Origin of the sequence: Faecalibacterium sp. IP-1-18 (assembly GCF_023347355.1) — a bacterium.
Taxonomy (GTDB): domain Bacteria; phylum Bacillota; class Clostridia; order Oscillospirales; family Ruminococcaceae; genus Faecalibacterium; species Faecalibacterium prausnitzii.
The window spans coordinates 2,973,954-2,996,375 of the sequence record NZ_CP094472.1; the positions used below are offsets into that span (position 1 = coordinate 2,973,954).

Genomic DNA, 22,422 nt, shown 5'->3' on the forward strand with positions numbered 1-22,422 from the left:
CACCTCTATCGAGGTGTAACACACTAGACTTTGTTCCAAAGTCGTGTGCCAAAGGAGATTACGCTCCTTTGAAATTTCCGTCATCATAGAGGAAAGAAACAACCTATTAACTTTCCCATGCAGCAACAATGCTTCTTTCTGGGTTTTGAGGGTCAATAGTCACCTTTATAGGTGTTCCCTTGCTCACGAGAGGTTTGAACCAAAACCAATGGGACTGTCCATAATAAGTGTCTTTTCCAATCTTGTATTGGTACCGAATCACCCAAGGATAAATTACATCTTCATCAGCAAGGTGATAGGTACTCATGTGGAATTTTATGTGAACCCTTTTTACTGCATTAACTTTTCCGGAAACAATCTTTCCGTTTTTCAGCAGGTCTGCTTTGCGGATGTCTGTAATCCATGCTACCCCGATAATTGCCATAGCAATAAGCCACGCAGCTATGAGTGCCCCGATTCCAACTTGCTTATAGGCGATAGAAATCAGAAAAGCAACAAAAATCCCAACAGCACCAAGAATATGGAGCAAATCTTTAGAAAAGAACTTATGGATTTTTTTCATGGAAAGACACTTCCTTTCTCGGTAGACAACATTATTTATTCTATTGTATCATATGCTCTGTGTTTTTTCAAACCAAGTCAAGTGATTGGTGAAACGACATGAAATAATTGCATCTCACGACAGGTCACCGAAGATAATTGGATTTTTGCAAAAAGAGGAGTAGTGTATCGTCGAAGGATGTGTTATACTCAGTCCATGGAACAATTATGAACTTTATTGTTACTCGGCAGGGTTTGGGGCAGGCACGCCCCAACAAGATCACTTGGAAAACTCGCAAGAGTTTGAGAAGTGAAGTCCCGGATGGACAGAACATTTTCAAGAATTGAAAATTTGTGGCCACGGGACGGTTCTTGCTCTCCACCGCTGCGCTCAAAACGCATTTCCGAAAGTTGTTTCCGAATTGTTAAGACGCAAAAATAAGTAGAGAGTTCCGCTGCTCGTGTATGTTGATCGCCGTTTGCTCCGAACGAAGTTCCTGCCCCTGTTTTGCAGCGGCGTTGGCCGAAAAGCCGGTATCACGCTCGGACGGCTCATGAAATTCTCAAGGTACGGCTTCCCCAAAAAGAAAATACCGCCCACGCAGTACAGGCGAAGGATTTTGTCGGGTGAAACAGACGGCAAAATGATCGGGTGTGTTGCGGGGCGGTAAATCTTCGCAGGAAATAAAACCGCACAGAATCGTTTCTTTACAGAAATCGCTGTGGATTTGTTGGGAATGATAACATAAGTATTGATGTGTGTCAACACTTCAGGATAATGAATACATCAGATGAATGAAACACACAAAGTACAAGCAAAAGCAAAGCAATGTTTTAGGAGAATGTTTTAATTTTCGCAGTTCAGGCGGACTTGGACGGTAAACACACCGTCTTTCTTTTTCGTATAGAAGTCACCATGGTTCTCCTGAACGATACGATTTATATTTTTTAGTCCGTAACCGTGATACTCTCCGATGCGGATTCCGCGAGAAGTATCACTGTATGGGTTTTCCAGCCGATAGAAGAGGCTTCGATACTGCTTGCGCAGCTGTAGATGAATGATTCTCTGTTCCGCTGGCAGGTCGCAACAGGCTTCGATGGCATTGTCAAATGTGTTTCCGATAATGATGCTCAAAGACAACGATGAGATCGTCAGGACTTCAGGAATCGTCACATCCAGTTTGACGTTGATGTTATTCCTTTCCGCAATTCGTAAGTAATAATTCAAAAGAGCATCAACAACAGGATTTCCGACCGCAGAAATATTTGTGGAACGCTCGAAAACATCCGTGGCAGCCTGCGCAATCTTGTGAAGTTCTTCGGTATCACCGTGTTCTGCAACTGCCTGCATCGCCAGGATGTATTTCTTCACATCATGCCGCAGAGAACGGACTTCTTCCTGGCGTTCTTTGAGCTGCTGGTAGTATTCCATTTGAAGATTGTACTGCTGTTCGTTGAACTTAACTTTGAATTTTTCCAGTTCATTTTCCCGGAGAGCTTCCACATAGAACACGATCAGGATGTTTATAAGGAGAAGCACCGCCATAAGACCGACCATATAATCCGGGAAATACTCATCCACAGCATGATACTGTGCCACATAACAGACAGCAATACTTGCGATTTGAATCGCAATGATCGGCAGCAGCCATAGGATACGCAGAGCATTTCCTTTTCGGCTGAAAAAATGTGAGATCAGGACTACGAGTGGAATTTGAATCAGGTTTGAAAAAACAACATAGACCAACCGTGCTGCCCCAGCCTGCATTAGAATGTCGGTATCCGGGATACGCAGCCCAATCAGAAGCATTGCAAGCACTTCCACCAAAGCAATCAGTGTGAAGAAAGCTCCGCTTGCAAAAACCGCCTGCCACGGTCGAACCTCATAGAACAGCAATGCAAGGAAAAATCCGCCAACTAAAAGATAGATCGTGCGCTGCGTCACCCAATCCGGGAATAAACTCAAAGCACACTGCCCAGCAATCAAGAGTGCAACATAGGCATAGAACCACCTTGAGACGGGCTCCTTTTTGGGAAACAGCCGACCGATAAAAAGCAGCAACAGGGCAATGTTGGCAAAGCTCCCTGCAAACTCAACGAAATAATAAAGCATCATCTTCCCAAATAAGCGTTGAAGATCTGATTGAACTCCTGACGCTTCCTCCTGCTGATCGGCAGCTGATGTCCGCTGGAAAGAAAAACAGCGGTTCCCGTAGCGTAAACAATGTGTTCCATGTTGACGAGATAACTTTTGTGTGGTGACACAAAGCACCGTTTGGGAAGCTGCTCCAAGGCTTCAGGAATGCTCATTCGCAATGTAAGGTCTTGCTCCTTGCAGTGAATCAGAACTTTATGTCCGTGGCTTTCCAGAAAGTAAATGTCCGATGTTTCCAAGGACATGGTAACACCATCGTATTCGATCGTGAAATGTTTGGAGTTCAGTTCCTGAAGGACGGCATCCATTGCCGCAGCGAACAGCGTCTGATCCAAAGGTTTGACAAGGTAGCGGAATGCAATGCCATATCCCTGCACAGCGTACTCATGCCGCTTCGTGACAAATACCACCAAAGGATGCTTCTCCATCTGAATCAAAGACTGCGCCAGCTGAAAACCGTTGGATGGCATCTCGATATCGAGAAGAAGCAGATCAAAGGATTTCTTCTGCATTTGCAATTCGCTCAGAAGTTCGTTTCCATCCATGTAAGTTTCAATGTCAAAGCAGCCTTGCACATCGTACTGCTGGACGCTTTGAACAATGCCATCAAGGTCTGATTTCTCATCATCGCAGACTGCAACGTGGTACTTCAGCATTTCGACAACCTCCACAAAATAATGTCCTGCTACTATTATAGACTGTGCAAAGGCTCCTTACAAGTAGCCTGACCTACCACTTTTGTCACCAGAACGACCAGTTTTGCCAAACCTCTTGATTTTGCTGAAATTTATGATACAGTGAAGCAAAAATCAGAAGATAAGGTGGCGCAACTGCAATGTGGGAACGCACGCTGTCTCAAAAATCAGTCCGTCTTTTCTGCGAGCAAAAAGTGATAGATGAAGCAAAGGCGGATGCGTATGTCTATGGGTACGAGTTGCTCATATCATCTGTTGTGAGCGTTCTGCTTGTTGTTTTAATCGCTGTTGTGTGTGGTGATGTGCGGTACGCACTTTCATTTTTGATTGGGTTTATCCCACAGCGAATCTACATTGGCGGATACCATGCAACATCGCACACCAGATGCTATTTGGCATTCTCTGGACTGGCACTTATCTGCATTTTGCTAAGTAAGGCAATCGCAGCAAATCACCTTTTCCGTATCCTGACAACAGTAGCTCTTTTGGGCATCTCTATCTTTCTCTCACCTATCGAAGCAAAGAATAAGCCTTTAAGTGAAAAGAAGCGGTCAAGTTACAAGATGGTCGCATCTGTTCTTTCGTCAATAGATTTCCTGCTTGCCATTTTTAATGTGCTTCCGTATACACGTCATGTAGTTTGCTACTATCTCTCCAAATGGGTATTGATTGTATTCTCAACAATTCCTTTGGTTCAACAAAAATTTAATGCCAACTTTTGTAGATAGGGAGACTAACTATTAAAAGTCAAGCCCCAAAATGAAAAAATCCGCCAACCGACCGCTGCCCCTGACAAACAGCATTCAAATGCTGGAATCAGAGCAGCGAGGGCGACGGAGAGAACAGCAAAGCAAGCCCAGCCAGCCCTCGCACAAACAGGATAGCATTTGAATGCTTCGGTTCGTCAAGGGTTCGCTGCGCCAGCTAAGTTTCTGTTGGAATTAGCTCAGGCTCAGGAGAAAATCATGCAGCTGCAAGATATGCTTTCCCGGATTTCTGTAAGGCATAAATCAACCGAACGAGTTTCTTCATGGCGTGGGACAGGGCAACATTGTAGTGTTTTCCTTCGGCACGTTTTTTGGCAAGGTATTCAGCAAAGACAGGATTCCAGTAGCAGACGTACTTGGTTGCGTTGTAAAGGGCATGTCGCAGGTAGCGGGAGCCACGTTTTTCCATGTGAGCATAGCAGTTTGTGAGTTTTCCGGACTGGTATGTAGATGGAGAGCAGCCAGCGTAAGCAAGAATTTTGTCAGGAGAACTGAAATTGGAGAAATCCCCGATTTCTGCAAGGATCACAGCAGCGGAGTTTACTCCCATGCCGGGAATCGAGAGAATTGGTGGATTGAGCTCATCTATGATTTTCTGAATAGAATCTTCGATTTCGTTGATCTCGGAGGCAAGTTCTTGAATGAGTTTAATGGTATGCTTCAATTCCAGAGATTTAGCAGGCATGACAGAGCCAATAGAAGCTCTGGCTGCCTCTCGAATCTGGATGGCTTTCTCTTTTCCGTAGCGTCCTTTGGACGCTGTTGTAAGAAGGTTTGTCAGCTTGGTAAGATGGACTTCTGAAATTTGCTTTGCACCGGGATATTCGCCGAGAAGTGCGTAGATTGAAGTGCCATGGATAGACGAAACAAGCCCTTCCAATTCGGGAAACAGAATCGTAGCCAATCTGGACACCGATTGCTTTAGTTTAGCGCATTCCTGAACTTTATCAAATCGGTATCTTGTTAGTGACTTTAGCTCTTCGTTATGGTATGCTATATCCGTGTAGGACTTGAGGTCTACATCGGACAATAGCATAGTTGCAATCGTTCTTGCATCCACACGATCGGTTTTAGTTTTGCGAAGGCTGAGACTTTTTCGGTACAGGTTGGTGTGCAAAGGGTTAATGACATAAGTTGGCAGACCGTTGTCAAGAAGGAACCCAAGAATATTGTAGCTGTAATGTCCGGTAGCCTCAAGTCCTACTTTTATTTTGTCTGACTTTTTGGTGCAGTTTCGAATCGTTTGAAGCAGCTGCTTAAATCCATCCATGTTGTTGGGGATGGTAAAGCAGTCAGCACGAACCATTCCGTCTGAATCAAGAATACAGCAGTCATGCTTATCCTTGGCAACATCAATTCCAACACAAACCATTTTGATACCTCCGGTATATTTATTTCGATGCTGTTCAGGACCACAGACTTCTTTGCTCTTGTAACCTCGTTCTAAATAAACCGTCTGGCGGTATCTAACTGATTAACATTTCAACAAAGAAGCTGTGGTTGGAGCCTCCCGAAAACCGTCTTTGCGGTAGGTGATGTTCCACCAATCCACAGCATCCTGAACTTATTGTAGCATTCCGCTGGAGAGCGGTCTATAAATACTACTATTTTATTATACGAGGTGATAACATGAAAAAAAACAAATGGGTGCTGCTTCTTATCGCTTTTGTTGCATTTTTGGTATTGGTTTATTTTATTGGTGCTTGCCTTAATGCAACGGCAGAGGCATTGACAATTATTTCGCTCTGCATCGGCATACTGGTCATTTATTTAGTCGTAAAAGCAATCAAATCAAAATAAGGAAAGGAAAATGTGATCATGAGTACAAGAAAATTCATCAAAAAACTTACGGCGAGTCTGCTTTTTATTGCGGTTGTAATGTCGTTTGGCGTTCAGTCTGCCTTCGCTGAATCGAATTCACCGAAAGCTACCGTTAAGAACAATGTTGTTACTTTTAGCAATCTCGATCAACTGAAGGCAAACGAGAAGCTCGCAATTGCGGTAGTTGACAGTAATGGTGATCCAGCAACTATTACTATCGAGTCAGTGGACAATTCAATTTCTCGTGTAGCGAAATCGTCGAATTCTTGGAAGGTTTCGTATAAGGGAGTGGTGATTCATGCATATTTTTATATGACAGTGACGAATAACAAAGTCACAAATGCATGGGACTATTCGATTACAACTTTGGGTTCCACATATAGTGATGCAAGTTTGACGTATAACTCCAGTTCGGCAAAACTCACCTTTACCAGTAACGCTTATAATGGTATTGCTTCTCATACTTGCTGGCTGAAGGGAACTCCTCGCGGAACAAACAATGAAGTCGATGTAACGTATTCTATGTAATGTGGAGGACAATATGAAACAGAATTCACAAAAACTGATTTTTTTCCTGAGTAAAATTACATGTGCTTTTGCAATGGCGATTGCAGTCTTAAGTGTGAATAGCACCTGCTGCTTTACAGCGTATCAGCCGGATGTCCCTGAATCGCTTGATCGCAACTAAACTCATATGATAGACATTATATCAAAAACGATGTGAGGTGATAGAATATGAAAGATGTATCTCGAAGAGAATTCTTGAAAACTTTATGTTTAGGCATAACAGTAGCCGCTTTACAAAATTTGCCAATGACAACGGCTTTTGCAGACAGTGCAATCAGTAAAACAAAAATTATTTCTAAAAGCGACCGTGAAAATTTGGTGGCTACTGTTGCAAGAACTGTGCAAGTGTCCTACAAAATAGATAAAAATACGATCATTGAAGTAACTCGCTTTACTGATATTGATGGACAAAATGTTACCTTGAACCGGAGCGTTAAAGAAGATGGTACAGGTGAACTTGTCTATACGAAAGCCCAAAAAACGAAAAAAAGCAAATTGACCAATCAAAGCTATGATGTCTTTTTGAAATTAGCAACTTCAAAATCTATGCCTCAAACAAGGGGAGCCACTGTTGGAAGTGATGTTACAGGATCACAGTATAAGCATATATTTGTATCAAATCTCAGCTATACAATTGACAATACGGCGATTGCGCAAATTGAGATTGGTGGAGTTGAAACTGCAGCAAGCCTTTTAATTACTGGGTTGCACTTGCCGGGAAGCACTGCTGTTACGGTTGGATCCTTTTTGGTTAGTGTGGTTCTAGCTACTTCTCCATCGAAAGTTGTTATAAATCAATCGCTGTATGAAGTCCATTTCGCATATGATAATAGCTACTATACCCATTGCTATCATGATATTTTGTATTCGTATGATTCCGGTGGACACCTTATGGATACTACAAAATCGTACCATCAAGCTGTGGGAGGCTAAGAATGAAAAAAGGCAAAAGCAACTTTTTTCTTATTGCTCCTTTTGCCCTTTGGGGCTGCATTTCAGTATGGACTAGTAATCTTGTCCGATTGACAGATAAAAGCGCAGTACCTTATGCTTGGGCTTCTTTGTTTTTCTCATATGGAATCGTAGCAGTGCATTATATCCAAGTGGCAGTATCCTCCAAAGGCTGTAACAATGCCGAAAACGAAAAAATTGCATGGGTTCAGCTTGGGCTTTCAACTTTGTTCTTGATAGTAGCTGTTGTTCTAGCTATTCAATGAAGGAAAGCAAAGTAATCACCCAAAGCAGTGTAAGGTCACAATATTTTCTATTCCAGCAGTATTCTAGTAGTTTCAGCATTTGTATGGTTCACATTTATTTGCCGAGGAGTATACACCTGAAGGGGAAAATTTAATGAAGGTGATTCCAATGGAGCTTTAGTGTATTGAGTGAAGAAAAAAAATAAATTAGGAGGCAGTATACTATGACTAACAAAATCAAACGGCTGATTTCCATTCTATTGGTCACGGTTTTATTTCTCCTGACCATTCAGCCAGCATTTGCAACTGGAAATAAGAGAAAGATCGATGATTATTCGATAGAAGAACTTCTCAATCTTTCTGTGCAAGAACAAGAGAATCTCGGATTTTATGTTTTGGCCGAGGTTCCAATGCGCATTCCTGTTTCTAATACAGACGGCTCAAGAGTTGTATCGTATATTGATGGAACATGGAGAGTTCTTTATACAAAGGCCAATGGATTGGGCTTTTATATGAGTGGAACTACCGTCGGTATTGGCCCGGATTTAATAAAAAATGTTTCAGGAACGGATTACTACACGAGCTATTCCGATAACATCGAACGAAGCTGCCCATTTTCAACGACAGCACTAGTTCCAGAACAAAGTATATATAATACAACCTATACATATGACTTCTATGATGTTGGAACTTATCTTGATTGCAGCGTTGGGTGTTATTTTGGAGTGGTTGGCTCAAGCAAACCAATCTATTGGAGTGCAACTACACAAGTTACCATCCCGAAATTATGATTTTGACCAGCTATGGATGAAATTGTTTTTGAACCCAGTGATGTCAATATGTTAGCAGCTTTAGGCATCGTCGAAAGTGTAAAGTTGTTTCCGTTTATGTTATCAATGGGAGAACTTCAATATGCTTGCGATTCAGAATATCGTTGCAAACAATTCGTGAATTGCCTTTCAGAATATTATCCTGACAGCCAAATTGAAGCTAGACAACTGTGGTCGAAATATCATGGTACAGCGAATGCGGTTCAATGTGATATGATAAATCATAAGCCACTGCGTGTTTGGGTCAGGAGTTCTGCCGATTGTTGGTGCGGCATTTATTATATTTGTTACTATGCAGCAAAGTATGGTACAAATAGAATTTTGCTTGCATCCAGAGAAGGTCTGAAAGAATTTATGGAAGGGAAAACCGATAAGATCTCACAAAAGTATTTGACGGAAGAAACTATTACTGAGTATGCCAAAAGATGGGGAAAGCTATTAAACGAAAACACCTCCATGCGTATTTGGCATGCGAACGATGTTAAAAGCGTTAACATAGATTATTTCGACCAGAGAATTATTAGTTTAGTATCGAGAATTCCTATTTCGGTTGGTGAACTTACCGCAGACGTATTAAAAGCGATTTCTGCTCCGGTAAGTGACTGGTATGTCATGAAACGCATAGAAGCACTTTTGAAAAAGGGTGTTCTTCAAGTCGTTATTCCAAACAAAATCTTTTATAATACCATCGTCCAGCTAAACGAAGAATAAAGGAATCCGAGCAAGTCGGCCCAACAGTCACCTCATTTCAACGAGAGGGGTGGCTGTTGGGTCAATTGTTCAAAAAGAAAAACTGAAGATAATAAAAAGTCTTGATTTCTCCATCAAAACATGGTATATACATTATACGAAACAGTGCTTTGAAAGAACGCTCCACCGTTCAATGACGTGTAAAGAGAGGTGCTTGCCATGACCGCTGTGATCTACGCCCGCTATTCCAGTGATAACCAGCGCGAAGAATCCATCGAAGGCCAGATTCGTGAATGCACGGCCTATGCCGAAAAGAATGACATCACTATCGTCAAGCACTACATTGACCGCGCCATCTCTGCCAAGACGGATAATCGCCCTCAATTCCAACAGATGATAAAGGACAGCGACAAGAAGCTGTTTGATATTGTTCTGGTCTGGAAACTTGACCGCTTTGCCCGGAATCGCTACGACAGTGCCCGGTATAAGACCCAGCTGAAGAAGAACGGTGTCAAGCTCATGTCGGCTACGGAGATCATCTCCGAGGGGCCAGAGGGTATCATTCTGGAATCGGTTCTGGAGGGCTATGCAGAATACTACTCTGCCGACCTTGCCGAAAAGGTTGTCCGTGGACAGACAGAGAACATCCTGAAAGGCCGCTGCAACGGTGGTCGTGGAACGTTTGGATATACGCTGGATTCCGAGCGGAAATTTCACATCGACCCGCTTGCCTCCCCTTTCGTGCTGGAATCGTTCACGAAGTATCGGGATGGCCTCACGATGAAAGAGATTCGGGACTGGCTGAATGAAAACGGCATCAAGAACCCGGTCGGAGGCGAATTTACTTACAACAGCGTGGAGCACATGCTCAAAAACCGGCGTTATATCGGAGAACTGAAATTCCGGGATGTGGTCGTGCCGGATGCGATTCCGCCCATCGTGCCGCTGGAACTGTTCGATGATGTGCAGGAAAAGATTGCCAAAAACAAGAAAGCCCCTGCCCGAAGAAAGGCAGAGGACGATTACCTGCTGACAACCAAGCTGCACTGTGGTTGCTGCGGTGCGCTGATGTTTGGCGAAAGCGGCACAAGCCGGACGGGAGAAGTCCACCGCTACTATAAATGTGCCACGGCCAAAAAGAAGAAGGGCTGCAAGAAGAAAACTGTCCGCAAACAGTGGCTGGAAGATCTGGTGGTGAACCAGACCATGCAGCTTGTCCGGGACGATGCCGCCATGGAATCCATCATCGCCAAAGTCATGGAACTGCAAGACCGGGAGAACACCAACCTTCCCCTCTATGAGAAGCAGCTCAGGGATGCGGAATCAGGTATCCAGAATATGCTCAACGCGATTCAGGCCGGAATCCTCACCAGTTCCACCAAGGAACGGCTGGAGCAGCTCGAAGAAACCAAGCGTGAGCTTGAAGCCCGCATTGCAGAAGAAAAGCTGGCAAAGCCCAAGATCAAAGAGGAATTTATCCGTTTCTGGCTGATGCGCTTCCGTAAACTGGACATGAGCCTGAAAGACCAGAGGCAAGCGTTGGTGGATACGTTCATCAATTCGATTTATCTGTACGATGATAAGGTTTTGATAACCTTTAACTATAAAGAAGGTACACAGACCATCACGTTTGAGGAAGCGGCCCAAGCCGCATCAAAGGAAAATGGTTCGGATTTGGATTGCTTTACTGCACCAAGGACTGCTGCACAGGTTATGTGCAGCAGTCCTTTTTATTTATTTTATCGAATCCATCTTGCAAAAGCAGCACAGTGCCTTATAATAGAGGCTGTGCCCCGGTGTGCGCGGGTACGGTTAGGATGTATAGGATAAAGGAAAAAAGTATGAGCTCTCAAACGAATACGCTGACGGAAGGCCCTCTGGCCAAGCAGATCTTTCTGGTCAGTCTGCCGTTGGCGCTTTCCAACCTGCTGCAGGTGCTGTTCAATATGTCGGACGTGGCGGTGGTGGGTCGCTTTGCCGGGTCTACGGCGCTGGGTGCCGTGGGCTCCACCAGCACGCTGGTGACCCTGTTCACCGGCTTTCTCATCGGTCTGAGCAACGGCATCAACGTGCTGGTGGCGCGTTTTTACGGCGCGCGCCACCCCAAGGACGTGGAAAAGACCGTCCACTCGGCGGCCATCATCAGCGCCGTTGCCGGTGTGGCGCTGCTGCTCATCGGCCTGCTGGGCTCCCCTGCCATGCTGCGGCTGCTGAACACCAAGGAGGATCTGCTGCCCGGCGCGATTTTGTATCTGCGGGTGTATTTTCTGGGTATGCCGGCGCTGGCGCTGTACAACTTCGGCAACGCGGTGTTCAGCTCCATCGGTGACACCAAAAAGCCGCTGATATATCTGTCCATTGCCGGTGCCCTGAACATTGCACTGAACCTGTTCTTTGTCATCGTGTGCGATCTGAGCGTGGTGGGCGTGGCGCTGGCCAGCGCCATCAGCCAGTGCGTTTCCGCGTTTCTGATCCTGCGGGCGCTGACCCGGGTGCAGGACTGCTACGCGCTGGACCCGCACAAATTACAGCTGGACCCGGTGCAGGCCAAGAGCATCCTTGCGCTGGGCGTGCCCGCCGGGCTGCAGAACGCTATTTTTGCCATTGCCAACCTGTTCATTCAGGCGGGCGTCAACTCCTTTGACTCTTTGATGGTCAAGGGCAACAGCGCCGCCGCCAACGCGGATGGGCTGATCTACGACTGCATGGCGGCCTTCTACATGGCCTGCGCCAGCTTTATGAGCCAGAACTACGGCGCGGGACGGCCTGACCGGGTGAAGAAGAGCTACTTCATCAGTCTGGGCTACTCCTTCGGCGTGGGGCTTGTGCTGGGCGCGGCGCTGTTCTTCTGCGGGCCGGCCTTCCTTGCGCTGTTCACCACCGAAGCGGCGGTCATTGACGCCGGCATGAAGCGCGTATCCGTGATGGCCTTTGCCTACGGCATCTCGGCCTTTATGGACTGCACCATTGCCGCCTCCCGCGGGCTGGGCAAGACGGTGGTGCCCACCGTCATCGTGGTGTTGGGCTCCTGCGTATTCCGGGTGATCTGGGTGTACACCATCTTTGCCCACTTCCACACCATCCCGGCGCTGTACCTGCTGTATCCGTGCAGCTGGATACTGACCGCGCTGGCGGAGATCGCCTATTTCGCCAGCTGCTACAAGCGTGCCATGGCGATTTTCCGCAAGCCCGCGGCGGCGTAAGAGGAAATATGATATAAAAAGGGCTGCTGCACGGTTTGTGCAGCAGCCCTTTGTTTATGCTTTTGTCAGGGGGTCAGAGCGCAGCTCAGATCTCCTTCTTCAGGGTCTCGCCCATGATGTAGCCGTAGGTCAGAGCGGCGTCGAAGCCCATGCCGTACTGCTTGGCGTCCTTCTCCTCGATGGAGCCGCAGACGTCGCCGGCAGCGTACAGGCCGGGGATGGCCTTCTTGTCCTCGGTCAGGACGTGGCAATCGGTGTCGATGGCCAGACCTGCGGTGGTCAGGTAGAAGGTGGGGTCAACGCGGATGGCCCACAGACCGTCGCGGGTCTCGATGTAGGGGCAGTTGCGGCGGCCGAACTCATCGGGCTCGCCAGCCAGAGCGGCGGCGTTGTTTGCCTCGATGGCGTCTGCCAGATTGGGCAGGTTCAGCTCCTCAGAGGCCTTCTCCACGCTGTCGTAGTGCACAGCCTCGCCCTTCTCGAACATGGCAACGTAACCGTTGAAGCCGTAGGACTCGCTGTCGCGCAGCTTGACGGCAGAGGACTCGTCGAACACATAGTAGAAGGTGTCGCCGTTGTCCTTGTTCAGCTTTGCCTTGGCCATGGTGTAGTGGTTATCGGAGACGATGTTGCCGATGTTGTCGCCCTTGATGTTGACCATGATGCCGGGGGCAGACTGGTGGATGAAGGCCAGCTCGAACTTGCTCTTGTAGCTGGACAGGAAGGCGGGCAGAGCGCGGTTCTCGCACTCCACATAGCCGCCGGCGTCGATACCCATCTGGATGCCCTCGCCGGTCATGCTGGAGGCGCAATTGAAGAAGAAGTCGGCGTAGTCGGGGCTGTACTTCTTCAGCATTTCGGGGTTCTTGGCAAAGCCGCCGGAGGCAAGGCAGACCGCCTTGCCGCGCAGGGTATAGCTTGCGCCGTTCTCGCCCTTGGCGTGGAAGCCCACAACACGGCCGCTTTCGTCCTTGATCAGGTCGGTGACGCTGGTGGAGTAGATGATCTTGCCCTTCTCGTACTTCTCCACGCGCTGTGCCATGAACATCATGGCGTAGCCTGCGCCGCCCTCGTAGCAGCCGGGTGCCAGATACGGGGTGGAAGCGCCGTACTGGGTAGCGCTTTCGTAGTTGCCCATGGTGTTGAAGCCGATGCCGATGCCTGCCATCCAGTCCACCAGATCGCCGGCGACGGTGTACTGCTTGGTCATGTAGGGCATTTCACCGTTGAAGAACTCGGTGCGGTGGTACTTCTCCATGGTCTGCCAGAAGTTCATCATGCCCTCCAGCGTGCCCATGGCAGAGCTGCGGAAGCTGCCGTCCACATCGTAGTTGTACTGCAGCTTGGAGCCTGCGGTGGCAACGCCGCCGTAGGTCATGGACATGGAGCCGCCGGGGATATCGCGCTTCTCCACCAGAATGACGCTGTAGCCGGCCTCCAGCAGGCGGCAGGCGCAGGTCAGGCCGGAGGTGCCGGCACCCATGATGACGACATCAGCCTCTTCCTCGATGACCTCGTTGGAAGCAGCGATGGTGACCTCCTTGGAGAAGTCGTCCACGTTATAACCGGCCAGCTCGATGGCCTCCTTCACAGCTGCCTTGACAGCCATGGAGGTGATGGAGGAGCCGCGCAGGTTGGGCACGTTGACACTCTGGTGCTCGACGATGGCGGCGGGGATGCGGGAGCAGGCATAGTTGCCGATGCCGATGGTCTCCTCGTGAGACAGCACCTCACAGGCAGTGATCTTGCCGTCAAAGAAGGTGGTGGCAACGTGCACCCAGCTTTCGTGACCCATCGCCTTGGTGACGTACTTGCCGTCTACCGGGGAGGAGGGCTTGGTCACAGCGGAGGAAGCAGCAGAGGAAGCTGCGGAGGAAGCGGGAGCACCGGTGGTGCTGGAAGCGGAGTTGCCGCAGGCGGTCAGCAGACCGGCAGCAGCTGCGCCCATGGTGCCCACAGCGGCACCGCGCATAAAGTTGCGACGAGAGATCTTAGCCATAAGGTTCGCCTTTCTTTTCTCTTCTTTTTTGCGTTTTTCCTGTTCCTTCGTGCATTTTGAACATTGATATGATTATAGCAAAGTTTTGCCCCGGTGTGAAATACAAATTTGTGCCAGGATTTATCAAATCTCTTTATAAATCGTTTTCCCTTTACGGCCTGTGCGGAATCCTGTATAATAAAGATGACCAGCTTTTTACACAAGGAGGGGCGTCGTTCTATGACGATTTACCAATTGGAGTGCTTTATTGCCGTAGCAGAGGAGCTGAATTTCAGCGCCGCCGCCGAGCGGCTGTTCACCACCCAGCCCGCCATCACCTACCAGATCAATGCGCTGGAAAAGGAGACCGGGCTGCACCTGTTCGAGCGCACCACCCGCCGCACCAAGCTGACCGCTGCCGGGCAGTCCTTTTATCTAGACATGGTGCAGATGACCAGCTTTGGGCGGCAGGCGCTGAAGAAGGCGCAGGATATTCAGGACGCCGACCGCTCCCACCTGACCGTCGGGCTGCGGCAGCTGTTCGATTACAGCACCTTTTCCAGCATTCTGGCCCAGTTCCAGCACCAGTTTCCCAACGCCTGCGTAGACGTTGTGCCGCAGGACAACCGCCGCCCACTGGAACAGCTGCGCTCCGGGCAGCTGGATATCGGCTTTTTCTACGCCACCGAGCACTCCCGCGACCGGGACATCTCCTTTACGCCCCTGTTCGCCCTGGGCTACCATGTGCTGATGAACCCAAACTCTCCCCTTGCCGACCGGCGGGCGCTGCATCTGGCAGACCTGAAGGGGCAGAGCGTGGTGTCCTCCGGCGCGTTCGACAGCTTTCTGTCCGCCTGTCAGGGGCCGTCGCTGGAGCAGCTGGCGCAGGTGGGGGTGGATTGCAGCAAGATCACCCCCAGCTTTGAGGGTGCGCTGATCATGATCCAGATGGGCACCGCCATGTCCATCGTACCCTGCCTGTCCACGGCGGTGATCCCGGGCATCGTCAAGGTGCCGCTGCTGGATTTTCCCCCGGTGACGGTGGAGATCGCCGCCATGCGCCACGCACCCCGGCTGGAGGTGCAGTCCTTTATCGAGATCGCCAAGCAGAAATACGCCCATCACCCCGACCCGCTGCGGATGGAGGCGCTGATCTGAGGCACAGCTGCTACTGTTCAAAAGTCCCCTATGACCCATAGAGTTTTGAATAGTTACTTTTTCTGCGCCAAAACACGCAGAACACTGTGCTTTTTTCCCTACTGTTCAAAAGTAGCCAGAAGTTTTGAACAGTAGGGAGCAGCCGCAAATATAACGAAAGTACGATACTTTCAAATACTATCCAATATTCAAAAGTGGCAATAATGAGCTACTGTTCAAAAGTCCCCTTGTGTCATAGGGCTTCGCCGCCTGTTCTGAACAGCCGCACTGCCCTGTAAAAGCAGAAAACCGGACAGCCTGCGGGCTGTCCGGTTTTTTTGTGCTATCGAAAGGTTTTACTGATAATCGTGGTTGAGGAACAGGGCCTTGATGACCACCACCTCGTCATATTCCTCCTGCTCCACCTCCACGTCCGCGTTCAAGGATTTCAGACGCGCCTTGACTGCATCCAGTGCCTCGGGCACGGTGACAGCACGGCCCTCCTCCACGGCGTCCATCATCTGCTTGAGCACGATGGGGTGGGCGTACCAGCTTTTCACCGGGAACGCCCCGTGGGGATAGTGCTTGACATACTCTGCCATGGCTGCCTCGGCCTTCTCCGCACGCTTCATGATGGCGTTGTTGTTATTGTGGGCGGTGGGCAGCATATTGTAGCTGGAAAACAGGAAGATGGCGGCAAAGCCGAACAGCGCAAAGTACACGCCGTAGCTGCCGGTGTGGCTGAACACCGAATACAGACCGTAGGCCGCCGCCGCAACGCCCAGCACAAAGATGGCCAGCGCCACATAGCGGTACACCGGCTTGCTTTGCAGCTGCGCACGCTTGCGGCGCTGGGCAGCGCTCAGCTCGGCGGAAAGCTCCGGCTTTGCGTCCAGATACTCCTTTGCCCGGCGCAGCACGGTAAGGCTGTGCTGCGCGTCCTCGGAAAGCTCCGGCAGCTTGCGGGCGGCCTTTTCGGCAGCCTTTTTCTCCAGCGCCTGCTCACCGGCGGCGCTCAGCAGATGCAGCTGCGGCTGCTCCTTTGCCAGCACTTCCAGCAGGGCGTCCACGTCCCGCTCGTCCTTGAAGTTGCACTGCTTCTGCTTGCCGTCGTCGTACTCCACCACAAGATACGCCATGGAGGCAAACACGCCCTTGCCGGAAAAGCCGCCGGAGCTCATAGCCACCCGCTTGAACACCCGGGTGATGCTGCCGTAGGGCAGATAATAGCGGCGGTCGATGTAAAAGCTGTTCAGGTACAGCGCCTTTTTGCCTACGCCGCAGGGGCCGATCTTCCGGCAGGCTTTTTTGTCTGCCTCCAACTCCTGCGGGTCAAGCTTTGCCATGCCCAGCTGTGCGGGTTTGAAAATCATGGGTAGTTCCCTTCTTTGCTTTAAATTCTACGCCCCTATTTTCCCACGGGACGGGGGCAATTGCAAGCCTTGATTTTTAAAAAACAGCGCCCGCCGCTGTACGGTCAGGCAGCGGCGGGCGCAAGTTACTTACGGAAATATGGAGCCGTCAGTTCCTTATGCCTTGGAAGTAGAGCTCTTCTTGGTAGCATGGAGGAACAGAGCCAGCATTGCGATGGCAAAGACGATGCCGATGGGGTAAGCAACGGCGGTGTTGTAAGCCACCAGCTTGCCGTCCGCATAGGTGTTGATCATCTTGCCCAGGCACTCGGGAGCCAGCACGAAGTAGGTGCAGGACACCGCGCTCATGAAGGTTGCAGGCACGGCGGTGATCCAGAAGTTCTTCTTCTCCTTGAACAGGTACATGGAAGCAGCCCACAGGACGATCATAGCCAGCGTCTGGTTGGTCCAGCTGAAGTAACGCCAGATGACGGTGTAGTTGATGAAGCCCAGTGCGTTGCCGATGCCAAGGAAAGCACCAACGCCCAGCACGGGGACACACAGCTTCAGGCGGTTTGCGTAGCTGTCCTGATCGATCTTGAGCCAGTCGGCCAGAGTCAGACGAGCGGAACGGAATGCAGTATCACCAGAGGTGATGGGGCAGATAACGACACCGATCATAGCCAGTGCCACGCCGACCTTACCCATGGTCTTGAGGCAGACGTCGTAGATAGCGGCAGACTGACCGGCAGCCAGAGCCTCGGCCAGACCGACCATCTTGCCATCGGTGATGGTGTACAGTGCGCAGCCGGCAGCAGCCCAGATCAGAGCGATGATGCCCTCGCTGACCATTGCACCGTAGAATACGAAGTGACCCTGCTTCTCACTCTTCATGCAGCGAGCCATCAAAGGCGACTGGGTGGAGTGGAAACCGGAAATAGCACCACAGGCAACGGTGATGAACATGAAGCTCCAGATAGGAGTGTTGGAGGGGTGCATATTGCTGAAGTTTGCCCAGATCTCGGGGATGGTGTAGGCGGGGTTGGTGAAGATACCAAAAATAACGCCCACAGCCATGATGATCAGGCAGATGCCGAACACAGGGTAGATCTTACCGATGATGGCATCAATGGAGATAAAGGTTGCGATGAAGTAGTACACCAGAATGATGATCAGCCAGAACAGGGTGGTGGTCAGCACGCCGGACATACCGCCGTTCTTGCACAGGGTAACGATCAGGCCTGCGGGGCCGACTGCGAACACGGTACCGACCATGATCAGCAGCACCACAGAGAACACACGCATGATGTTCTGCATCACGGGGCCCAGATAGCGGCCGGTGACCTCGGCGATGGAAGCGCCCTCATTGCGCTCGCTCATCATGCCGGAGAAGTAGTCATGTACGCCGCCGGCAAAGATAGTGCCGAAGGTGATCCACAGGAACACCACGGGACCCCACAGAGCACCCTGCAAAGCACCGAAGATGGGGCCCAGACCTGCAATGTTCAGCAGCTGGACGAGGAACAGCTTCCACTGGGGCATCACAACGTAGTCAACGCCATCGTTGATGCGCACAGCAGGAGTTTCGCGGTCGTCCGGTCCGAACGTGTTGTCCACGATCTTACCATAGACAAAGTAGCCGATGATAAGGAGCGCCAGACACAGTAAGAAACTAATCATACCAGAAACCTCCTTTTGAATTTCAGCCGCCGACAGCTTATGCCATACTGCGGCTATGACCGATCTCTGGCTTCATGTTAACACCTTTTTCATAATTGTGTTAATATTTTTTAGGTATGGTTCCTATATCAAAAAGTATATGGCAGCTTATTTTATTTGTTTATTTAAACTTTTATTTTATGTCGATGGTTCGTTTTAATTTGCTCTATTGTTTCTCAAAAATATTCTTCCGGAAACGGTCAAAAGCGTCCCCGCCAAACTTTGCGCCGCCTTTTTGTGCATTTTGCTTAATCGTTTGCGATTTTCTCCCCAAAACGTGGAATTTGGGACGAAAAGAAGGGAAATCCGCCCCCTCTCGTGAAAATGCAATGTCGGGCAGCCCGCAGGCTGCCCGACATTGCTCTAATTAATTATAAATAATTCTTCCGCTGCAACAACGACGACCGCCGCCAGCGGCGGAAACAGGGAGGAGTTGTTGGGGCAGCGGCCAGCAAGACGCGCGTGCCGCCCAAGGCACGATGCGGATGCTGGGTGCCGCAACCCGGAAGACACGGCGCGCATTTCAAATCTTCTTCCACCCGCTGTCCTTGATGGTGGCATCTGCCTGCTTGTGCAGCAGTTGCACAAACAGCTGCTCCTCCGGCTGCAAAGGCTCCCGCTCCGGGTACACCAGTACGTCCCGCATCTGCTGCTTCTGCGCCGGGCAGTTATGCAGTGCCAGATGGTACTGCTCCAGCGCGCGCTGCGGCATGGGGGACGACCACATATAGGCCGTGGGCAGATTCTGCAAAATAGAGAACTGGCTGCACCGCTCATACACATGGATGCGGCGGTTGGGGTTCGCCTGCCAGCGGGAGACGGTGCTCTCCTCCCCGGGCAGATGGGCGTCGCCGTGCAGCACCTCGATGTAATCGTTCAGCTCGTCCAGCTCGCGCACCTGCCGCCGCGCCAGCGGGCTGTCCTGACTGGTGAGCAGCAGGTAGGAAAACTCCATGATAGGCTCCTGCCGCAGACCGTGGCGCTGGCAGTAGCGCAGGTAGTAGTCCTCGTCCTCGGCAGCATAGCGCAGCAGCGCTATGTGGTAGCCCTGCCGCAGCACAAAATCCAAAGCTTCAATGGCACCGCTCTCCCGGATATGCACCCGCAGCTGCTCGCTGCGGGCTGCCTGCTGCAAAAAATCCACCGCCGCATAGGAGGCGTAGGTGGCATGGGTCAGCACCACCCGCAGCTCGGCGCAGCTGCGCTGCTGGTGCGCCTCCTGCTTCAGCTCGTCCACCTGCTGCAGTACCCGCTGCGCCTGCCGGATGAACCGTTTGCCCTGCTCGGTGGGGATCATACCCGTGGAGGAGCGCTCGAAGATGCGCAATCCGTATTCCTCTTCCAGGTTCTTCAGTGCCTTGCTGACGTTGGGCTGCGCCGCGTACAGCTGCTTTGCCGCCGCCGACACCGACCCCCATTTCATGATGGCTACCAGATACCGCAGTTCCGTAATATTCATGAACCCCTCCGCGTGGTTTGCAGTCGTAACTGTATTGTAACAATTTCTCCGCGTCGCTGTCAAGCGGGGGAGAATAAACCCTCTCAGTCCGCCCCCCCTTGCACCAAAGCCCCCGGGTGCTATATAATAAGGAAAAACACAAAGGAGGGGCTGTACCATGCCGGAATACCGCGTGCTGCGCATTGACGAGCAGCTGTACGGCTGCGAGGAGCTGCCCGCCGGGCAGCCGGTGCTGTGCGATGTGACCCTGACCGATGCCGCCGGGGCTGCCAGCATCCTGCCCTACCCGGACAGGGAGCTGACATGTCTTGGCATCGACGAGGGAGACACCGTCTGTCTGCTGCCGGACGGCACCCTGCACAAGCTGTAAGGAGTATTTTTATGCACAATATCTATTTCACCCGCCACGGCGAGACGGTATGGAACGTGGAAAATAAGATCTGCGGCATGACCGACAGCCCGCTGACCGCCCACGGGCAGCAGCAGGCGCGGCAGCTGGGCGAGCTTGTCCGGGACAGCGGCCTGCACATTGACGAAATTCTGTACTCTCCCCTTTCCCGCGCCGCCGACACCGCAAAGGCCATTGCCGCCGCTACCGGTCTGCCCGCCCGCTGCGAGCCCCGCCTGCGGGAGCAGTGCTTCGGCAAATACGAGGGCACGCCCCGGGACGGTGCGGAGTTCCGCATCTCCAAGACCCACTTTGCCGACCGCTATGACGGCGGCGAAAGCATGATGCAGCTGGCACAGCGCATCTACAACCTGCTGGACGAATTGAAGGCGGACACCGGCAAGACCTACCTGCTGGTGGCGCACAACGGCATTGCCCGGGTGGTGCACTCCTATTTTTACGACATGACCAACGAGGAGTACGCCGCTGCGGGCATCAAAAACTGCCAGCTGGTGGAATATGCCTTTTAAGGCTTTTCCCGATAAATAACCGAAAGGATTTTTATGCCAAAGAAAACCATCCAATTGTCCGACCACTTTACCTATTCCCGCCTGCTGCGGTTCGTGCTGCCCTGCATCGGCACCATGCTGTTCACCTCCATCTACGGCATCGTGGACGGGCTGTGTGTCTCCAACTTTGTGGGCAAAACGGCCTTTGCGGCGGTCAACCTCATCATGCCGCTGCCGCAGCTGCTGGGCACCATCGGCTTTATGCTGGGCACCGGCGGCAGCGCCATCGTTGGCATCACGCTGGGCGAGGGCGACCCCAAAAAAGCCGACCGCTATTTTACCATGTTTCTGCTGGCAGCGCTCATCTCGGTCAGTGTGCTGGCCGTGCTGGGCATCCTGCTCCTGCGCCCGGTCGCCGAGCTGCTGGGCGCAAAGGGAGAACTGCTGGACTACGCCGTGCGCTACGGGCGCATCCTGATGCTGGCGCTGCCGCCCTTTGCGCTGCAGAATATGTTCCAAAGCTTTTTCGTCACCGCCGAAAAGCCGCTTTTGGGCTTCTGGTTCACCGTTGGTGCAGGCTGCACCAACATGGTGCTGGACGTGGTAATGGTGGGGATGCTGCACTGGGGCGTGGAGGGCGCTGCCATTGCCACCCTTATCAGCCAATTGGTGGGCGGCGTGCTGCCGGTGTTCTATTTTATCGACCACCACAATACCAGCCGCCTGCACCTGTGCAGAACGCAGTTTTACGGCCGCGTGCTGTGGGATGCCTGCATCAACGGCTCTTCCGAGCTGATGACCAGCCTTTCCATGTCGCTGGTCAATATCCTGTATAACTTCCAGCTGCTGCGGCTTGCCGGCGAAAACGGCGTGGCGGCTTACGGCGTCATCATGTACGCTGCCTTCCTGTTTGTGGCGGTGTTCGTGGGCTATGCCGTGGGCAGCGCGCCCATCTTCAGCTTCCATTACGGCGCGCGCAACCACGCCGAGGTGCATAACCTCTACCAAAAGAGTCTGCGCCTCATCGCCGTGGTGGCTGTGAGCATGACGGCGGCGTCTATGGTGGTCATTCCCTATGTGGCACGCATCTTTGTGGGCTACGATGCCCAGCTGCTGGCGCTGACCAGCCGTGCCTTCCGGCTGTATGCGCTGAGCTTCCTCATCATGGGCTTCAACGTGTATGCGTCCTCCTTCTTCACAGCGCTGGGCGATGGCGTGACGAGTGCTCTCATCTCTTTTCTGCGCACCCTGCTGTTCCAGCTTGCCGCGCTGCTCCTGCTGCCCGCCCTCTGGGGCATTGACGGCGTGTGGCTGGCTGTCACCGCCGCCGAGCTTGCCGCGCTGGCGGTGAGCGTGGCGATGTTCCTTACAAAGGATAAGACGTTCCATTACCGAAAGGCGTAAAACAAAAAGAAG

At 51.2% G+C, this 22,422-nt stretch carries 22 protein-coding genes; 14 read left to right on the forward strand and 8 right to left on the reverse strand.

Annotated features, from left to right (window positions below; all coding sequences use genetic code 11):
- Positions 1-106: 106 nt before the first annotated feature.
- The 3 genes from MTP43_RS14090 to MTP43_RS14100 form a co-directional block, all read right to left on the reverse strand.
- On the reverse strand, positions 107-562 hold the full coding sequence (locus MTP43_RS14090; protein WP_015537049.1) for a DUF3592 domain-containing protein: 456 nt from the start codon (positions 560-562) through the stop codon (positions 107-109).
- A gap of 825 nt (positions 563-1,387) precedes the next feature.
- Positions 1,388-2,656 carry a GHKL domain-containing protein gene (locus MTP43_RS14095; protein WP_113621617.1) on the reverse strand — a complete coding sequence of 423 codons (1,269 nt, stop codon included), beginning with the start codon at positions 2,654-2,656 and terminating at the stop codon, positions 1,388-1,390.
- Positions 2,653-3,351 carry a LytR/AlgR family response regulator transcription factor gene (locus tag MTP43_RS14100; protein WP_005924492.1) on the reverse strand — a complete coding sequence of 233 codons (699 nt, stop codon included), beginning with the start codon at positions 3,349-3,351 and terminating at the stop codon, positions 2,653-2,655. The genes MTP43_RS14095 and MTP43_RS14100 overlap by 4 nt, the downstream gene beginning before the upstream one ends.
- A 179-nt stretch (positions 3,352-3,530) precedes the next feature.
- On the opposite strand from MTP43_RS14100, the gene MTP43_RS14105 reads away from it, so the two are divergent.
- The gene (locus MTP43_RS14105) at positions 3,531-4,118 is read left to right on the forward strand and encodes an accessory gene regulator B family protein (RefSeq protein ID WP_005924490.1); all 588 of its coding nucleotides are present in this window, start codon (positions 3,531-3,533) and stop codon (positions 4,116-4,118) included.
- 235 nt (positions 4,119-4,353) lie between these two features.
- Here MTP43_RS14105 and MTP43_RS14110 read toward each other — a convergent pair whose 3' ends face one another.
- Positions 4,354-5,529 carry an IS110 family transposase gene (locus tag MTP43_RS14110; RefSeq protein ID WP_113620806.1) on the reverse strand — a complete coding sequence of 392 codons (1,176 nt, stop codon included), beginning with the start codon at positions 5,527-5,529 and terminating at the stop codon, positions 4,354-4,356.
- 257 nt (positions 5,530-5,786) lie between these two features.
- Here MTP43_RS14110 and MTP43_RS14115 point away from each other — a divergent pair, with 257 nt between their 5' ends.
- The 9 genes from MTP43_RS14115 to MTP43_RS14155 all read left to right on the forward strand — a co-directional run bounded on the left by MTP43_RS14115 (position 5,787) and on the right by MTP43_RS14155 (position 12,464).
- On the forward strand, positions 5,787-5,957 hold the full coding sequence (locus MTP43_RS14115) for a hypothetical protein (RefSeq protein ID WP_005924488.1): 171 nt from the start codon (positions 5,787-5,789) through the stop codon (positions 5,955-5,957).
- Positions 5,958-5,975: 18 nt separating this feature from the next.
- Entirely contained in the window at positions 5,976-6,506 is a 531-nt protein-coding gene (locus MTP43_RS14120) for a DUF5626 family protein (RefSeq protein ID WP_005934533.1), read from the forward strand.
- 13 nt (positions 6,507-6,519) lie between these two features.
- Positions 6,520-6,666: a cyclic lactone autoinducer peptide gene (locus MTP43_RS14125; RefSeq protein ID WP_081027705.1), complete on the forward strand. Its 147-nt coding sequence runs from the start codon at positions 6,520-6,522 to the stop codon at positions 6,664-6,666.
- Between the two features lie 47 nt (positions 6,667-6,713).
- Positions 6,714-7,478 (forward strand): hypothetical protein, encoded by a 765-nt coding sequence (locus MTP43_RS14130; RefSeq protein ID WP_005934532.1) that lies wholly within the window; start codon positions 6,714-6,716, stop codon positions 7,476-7,478.
- A gap of 2 nt (positions 7,479-7,480) precedes the next feature.
- On the forward strand, positions 7,481-7,762 hold the full coding sequence (locus MTP43_RS14135; protein WP_005943373.1) for a hypothetical protein: 282 nt from the start codon (positions 7,481-7,483) through the stop codon (positions 7,760-7,762).
- Positions 7,763-7,965: 203 nt separating this feature from the next.
- Entirely contained in the window at positions 7,966-8,532 is a 567-nt protein-coding gene (locus tag MTP43_RS14140) for a hypothetical protein (RefSeq protein ID WP_005934531.1), read from the forward strand.
- A gap of 12 nt (positions 8,533-8,544) precedes the next feature.
- Positions 8,545-9,282 carry a DUF3658 domain-containing protein gene (locus MTP43_RS14145; protein ID WP_223387800.1) on the forward strand — a complete coding sequence of 246 codons (738 nt, stop codon included), beginning with the start codon at positions 8,545-8,547 and terminating at the stop codon, positions 9,280-9,282.
- Between the two features lie 198 nt (positions 9,283-9,480).
- A complete protein-coding gene (locus MTP43_RS14150) occupies positions 9,481-11,091 on the forward strand; it encodes a recombinase family protein (RefSeq protein WP_242965742.1) in 1,611 nt (536 codons plus the stop codon).
- 11 nt (positions 11,092-11,102) lie between these two features.
- The gene (locus MTP43_RS14155; RefSeq protein WP_249234924.1) at positions 11,103-12,464 is read left to right on the forward strand and encodes an MATE family efflux transporter; all 1,362 of its coding nucleotides are present in this window, start codon (positions 11,103-11,105) and stop codon (positions 12,462-12,464) included.
- Between the two features lie 85 nt (positions 12,465-12,549).
- Here MTP43_RS14155 and MTP43_RS14160 read toward each other — a convergent pair whose 3' ends face one another.
- Positions 12,550-14,463 (reverse strand): FAD-dependent oxidoreductase, encoded by a 1,914-nt coding sequence (locus MTP43_RS14160; protein WP_005924459.1) that lies wholly within the window; start codon positions 14,461-14,463, stop codon positions 12,550-12,552.
- Between the two features lie 219 nt (positions 14,464-14,682).
- On the opposite strand from MTP43_RS14160, the gene MTP43_RS14165 reads away from it, so the two are divergent.
- Positions 14,683-15,600 carry a LysR family transcriptional regulator gene (locus tag MTP43_RS14165; RefSeq protein ID WP_204987144.1) on the forward strand — a complete coding sequence of 306 codons (918 nt, stop codon included), beginning with the start codon at positions 14,683-14,685 and terminating at the stop codon, positions 15,598-15,600.
- A 335-nt stretch (positions 15,601-15,935) separates the two neighbouring features.
- Here the strand turns inward: MTP43_RS14165 and MTP43_RS14170 are convergent, their stop codons facing one another.
- The 3 genes from MTP43_RS14170 to MTP43_RS14180 form a co-directional block, all read right to left on the reverse strand.
- On the reverse strand, positions 15,936-16,952 hold the full coding sequence (locus MTP43_RS14170; protein ID WP_249234925.1) for an ATPase P: 1,017 nt from the start codon (positions 16,950-16,952) through the stop codon (positions 15,936-15,938).
- A 156-nt stretch (positions 16,953-17,108) separates the two neighbouring features.
- A complete protein-coding gene (locus MTP43_RS14175; protein WP_249234926.1) occupies positions 17,109-18,611 on the reverse strand; it encodes a carbon starvation CstA family protein in 1,503 nt (500 codons plus the stop codon).
- A 562-nt stretch (positions 18,612-19,173) separates the two neighbouring features.
- A complete protein-coding gene (locus MTP43_RS14180; protein WP_097782740.1) occupies positions 19,174-20,109 on the reverse strand; it encodes a LysR family transcriptional regulator in 936 nt (311 codons plus the stop codon).
- A gap of 157 nt (positions 20,110-20,266) precedes the next feature.
- Between MTP43_RS14180 and MTP43_RS14185 the strand changes: the two genes are divergently transcribed.
- Genes MTP43_RS14185 through MTP43_RS14195 form a run of 3 tightly spaced genes read left to right on the forward strand, consistent with a single transcriptional unit; the run spans position 20,267 to position 22,410 of the window.
- The gene (locus tag MTP43_RS14185) at positions 20,267-20,479 is read left to right on the forward strand and encodes a hypothetical protein (protein WP_005924418.1); all 213 of its coding nucleotides are present in this window, start codon (positions 20,267-20,269) and stop codon (positions 20,477-20,479) included.
- Positions 20,480-20,490: 11 nt separating this feature from the next.
- Entirely contained in the window at positions 20,491-21,027 is a 537-nt protein-coding gene (locus MTP43_RS14190) for a histidine phosphatase family protein (protein WP_113621622.1), read from the forward strand.
- Between the two features lie 33 nt (positions 21,028-21,060).
- Entirely contained in the window at positions 21,061-22,410 is a 1,350-nt protein-coding gene (locus MTP43_RS14195) for an MATE family efflux transporter (protein WP_113621623.1), read from the forward strand.
- The last annotated feature ends 12 nt before the right edge of the window (positions 22,411-22,422 follow it).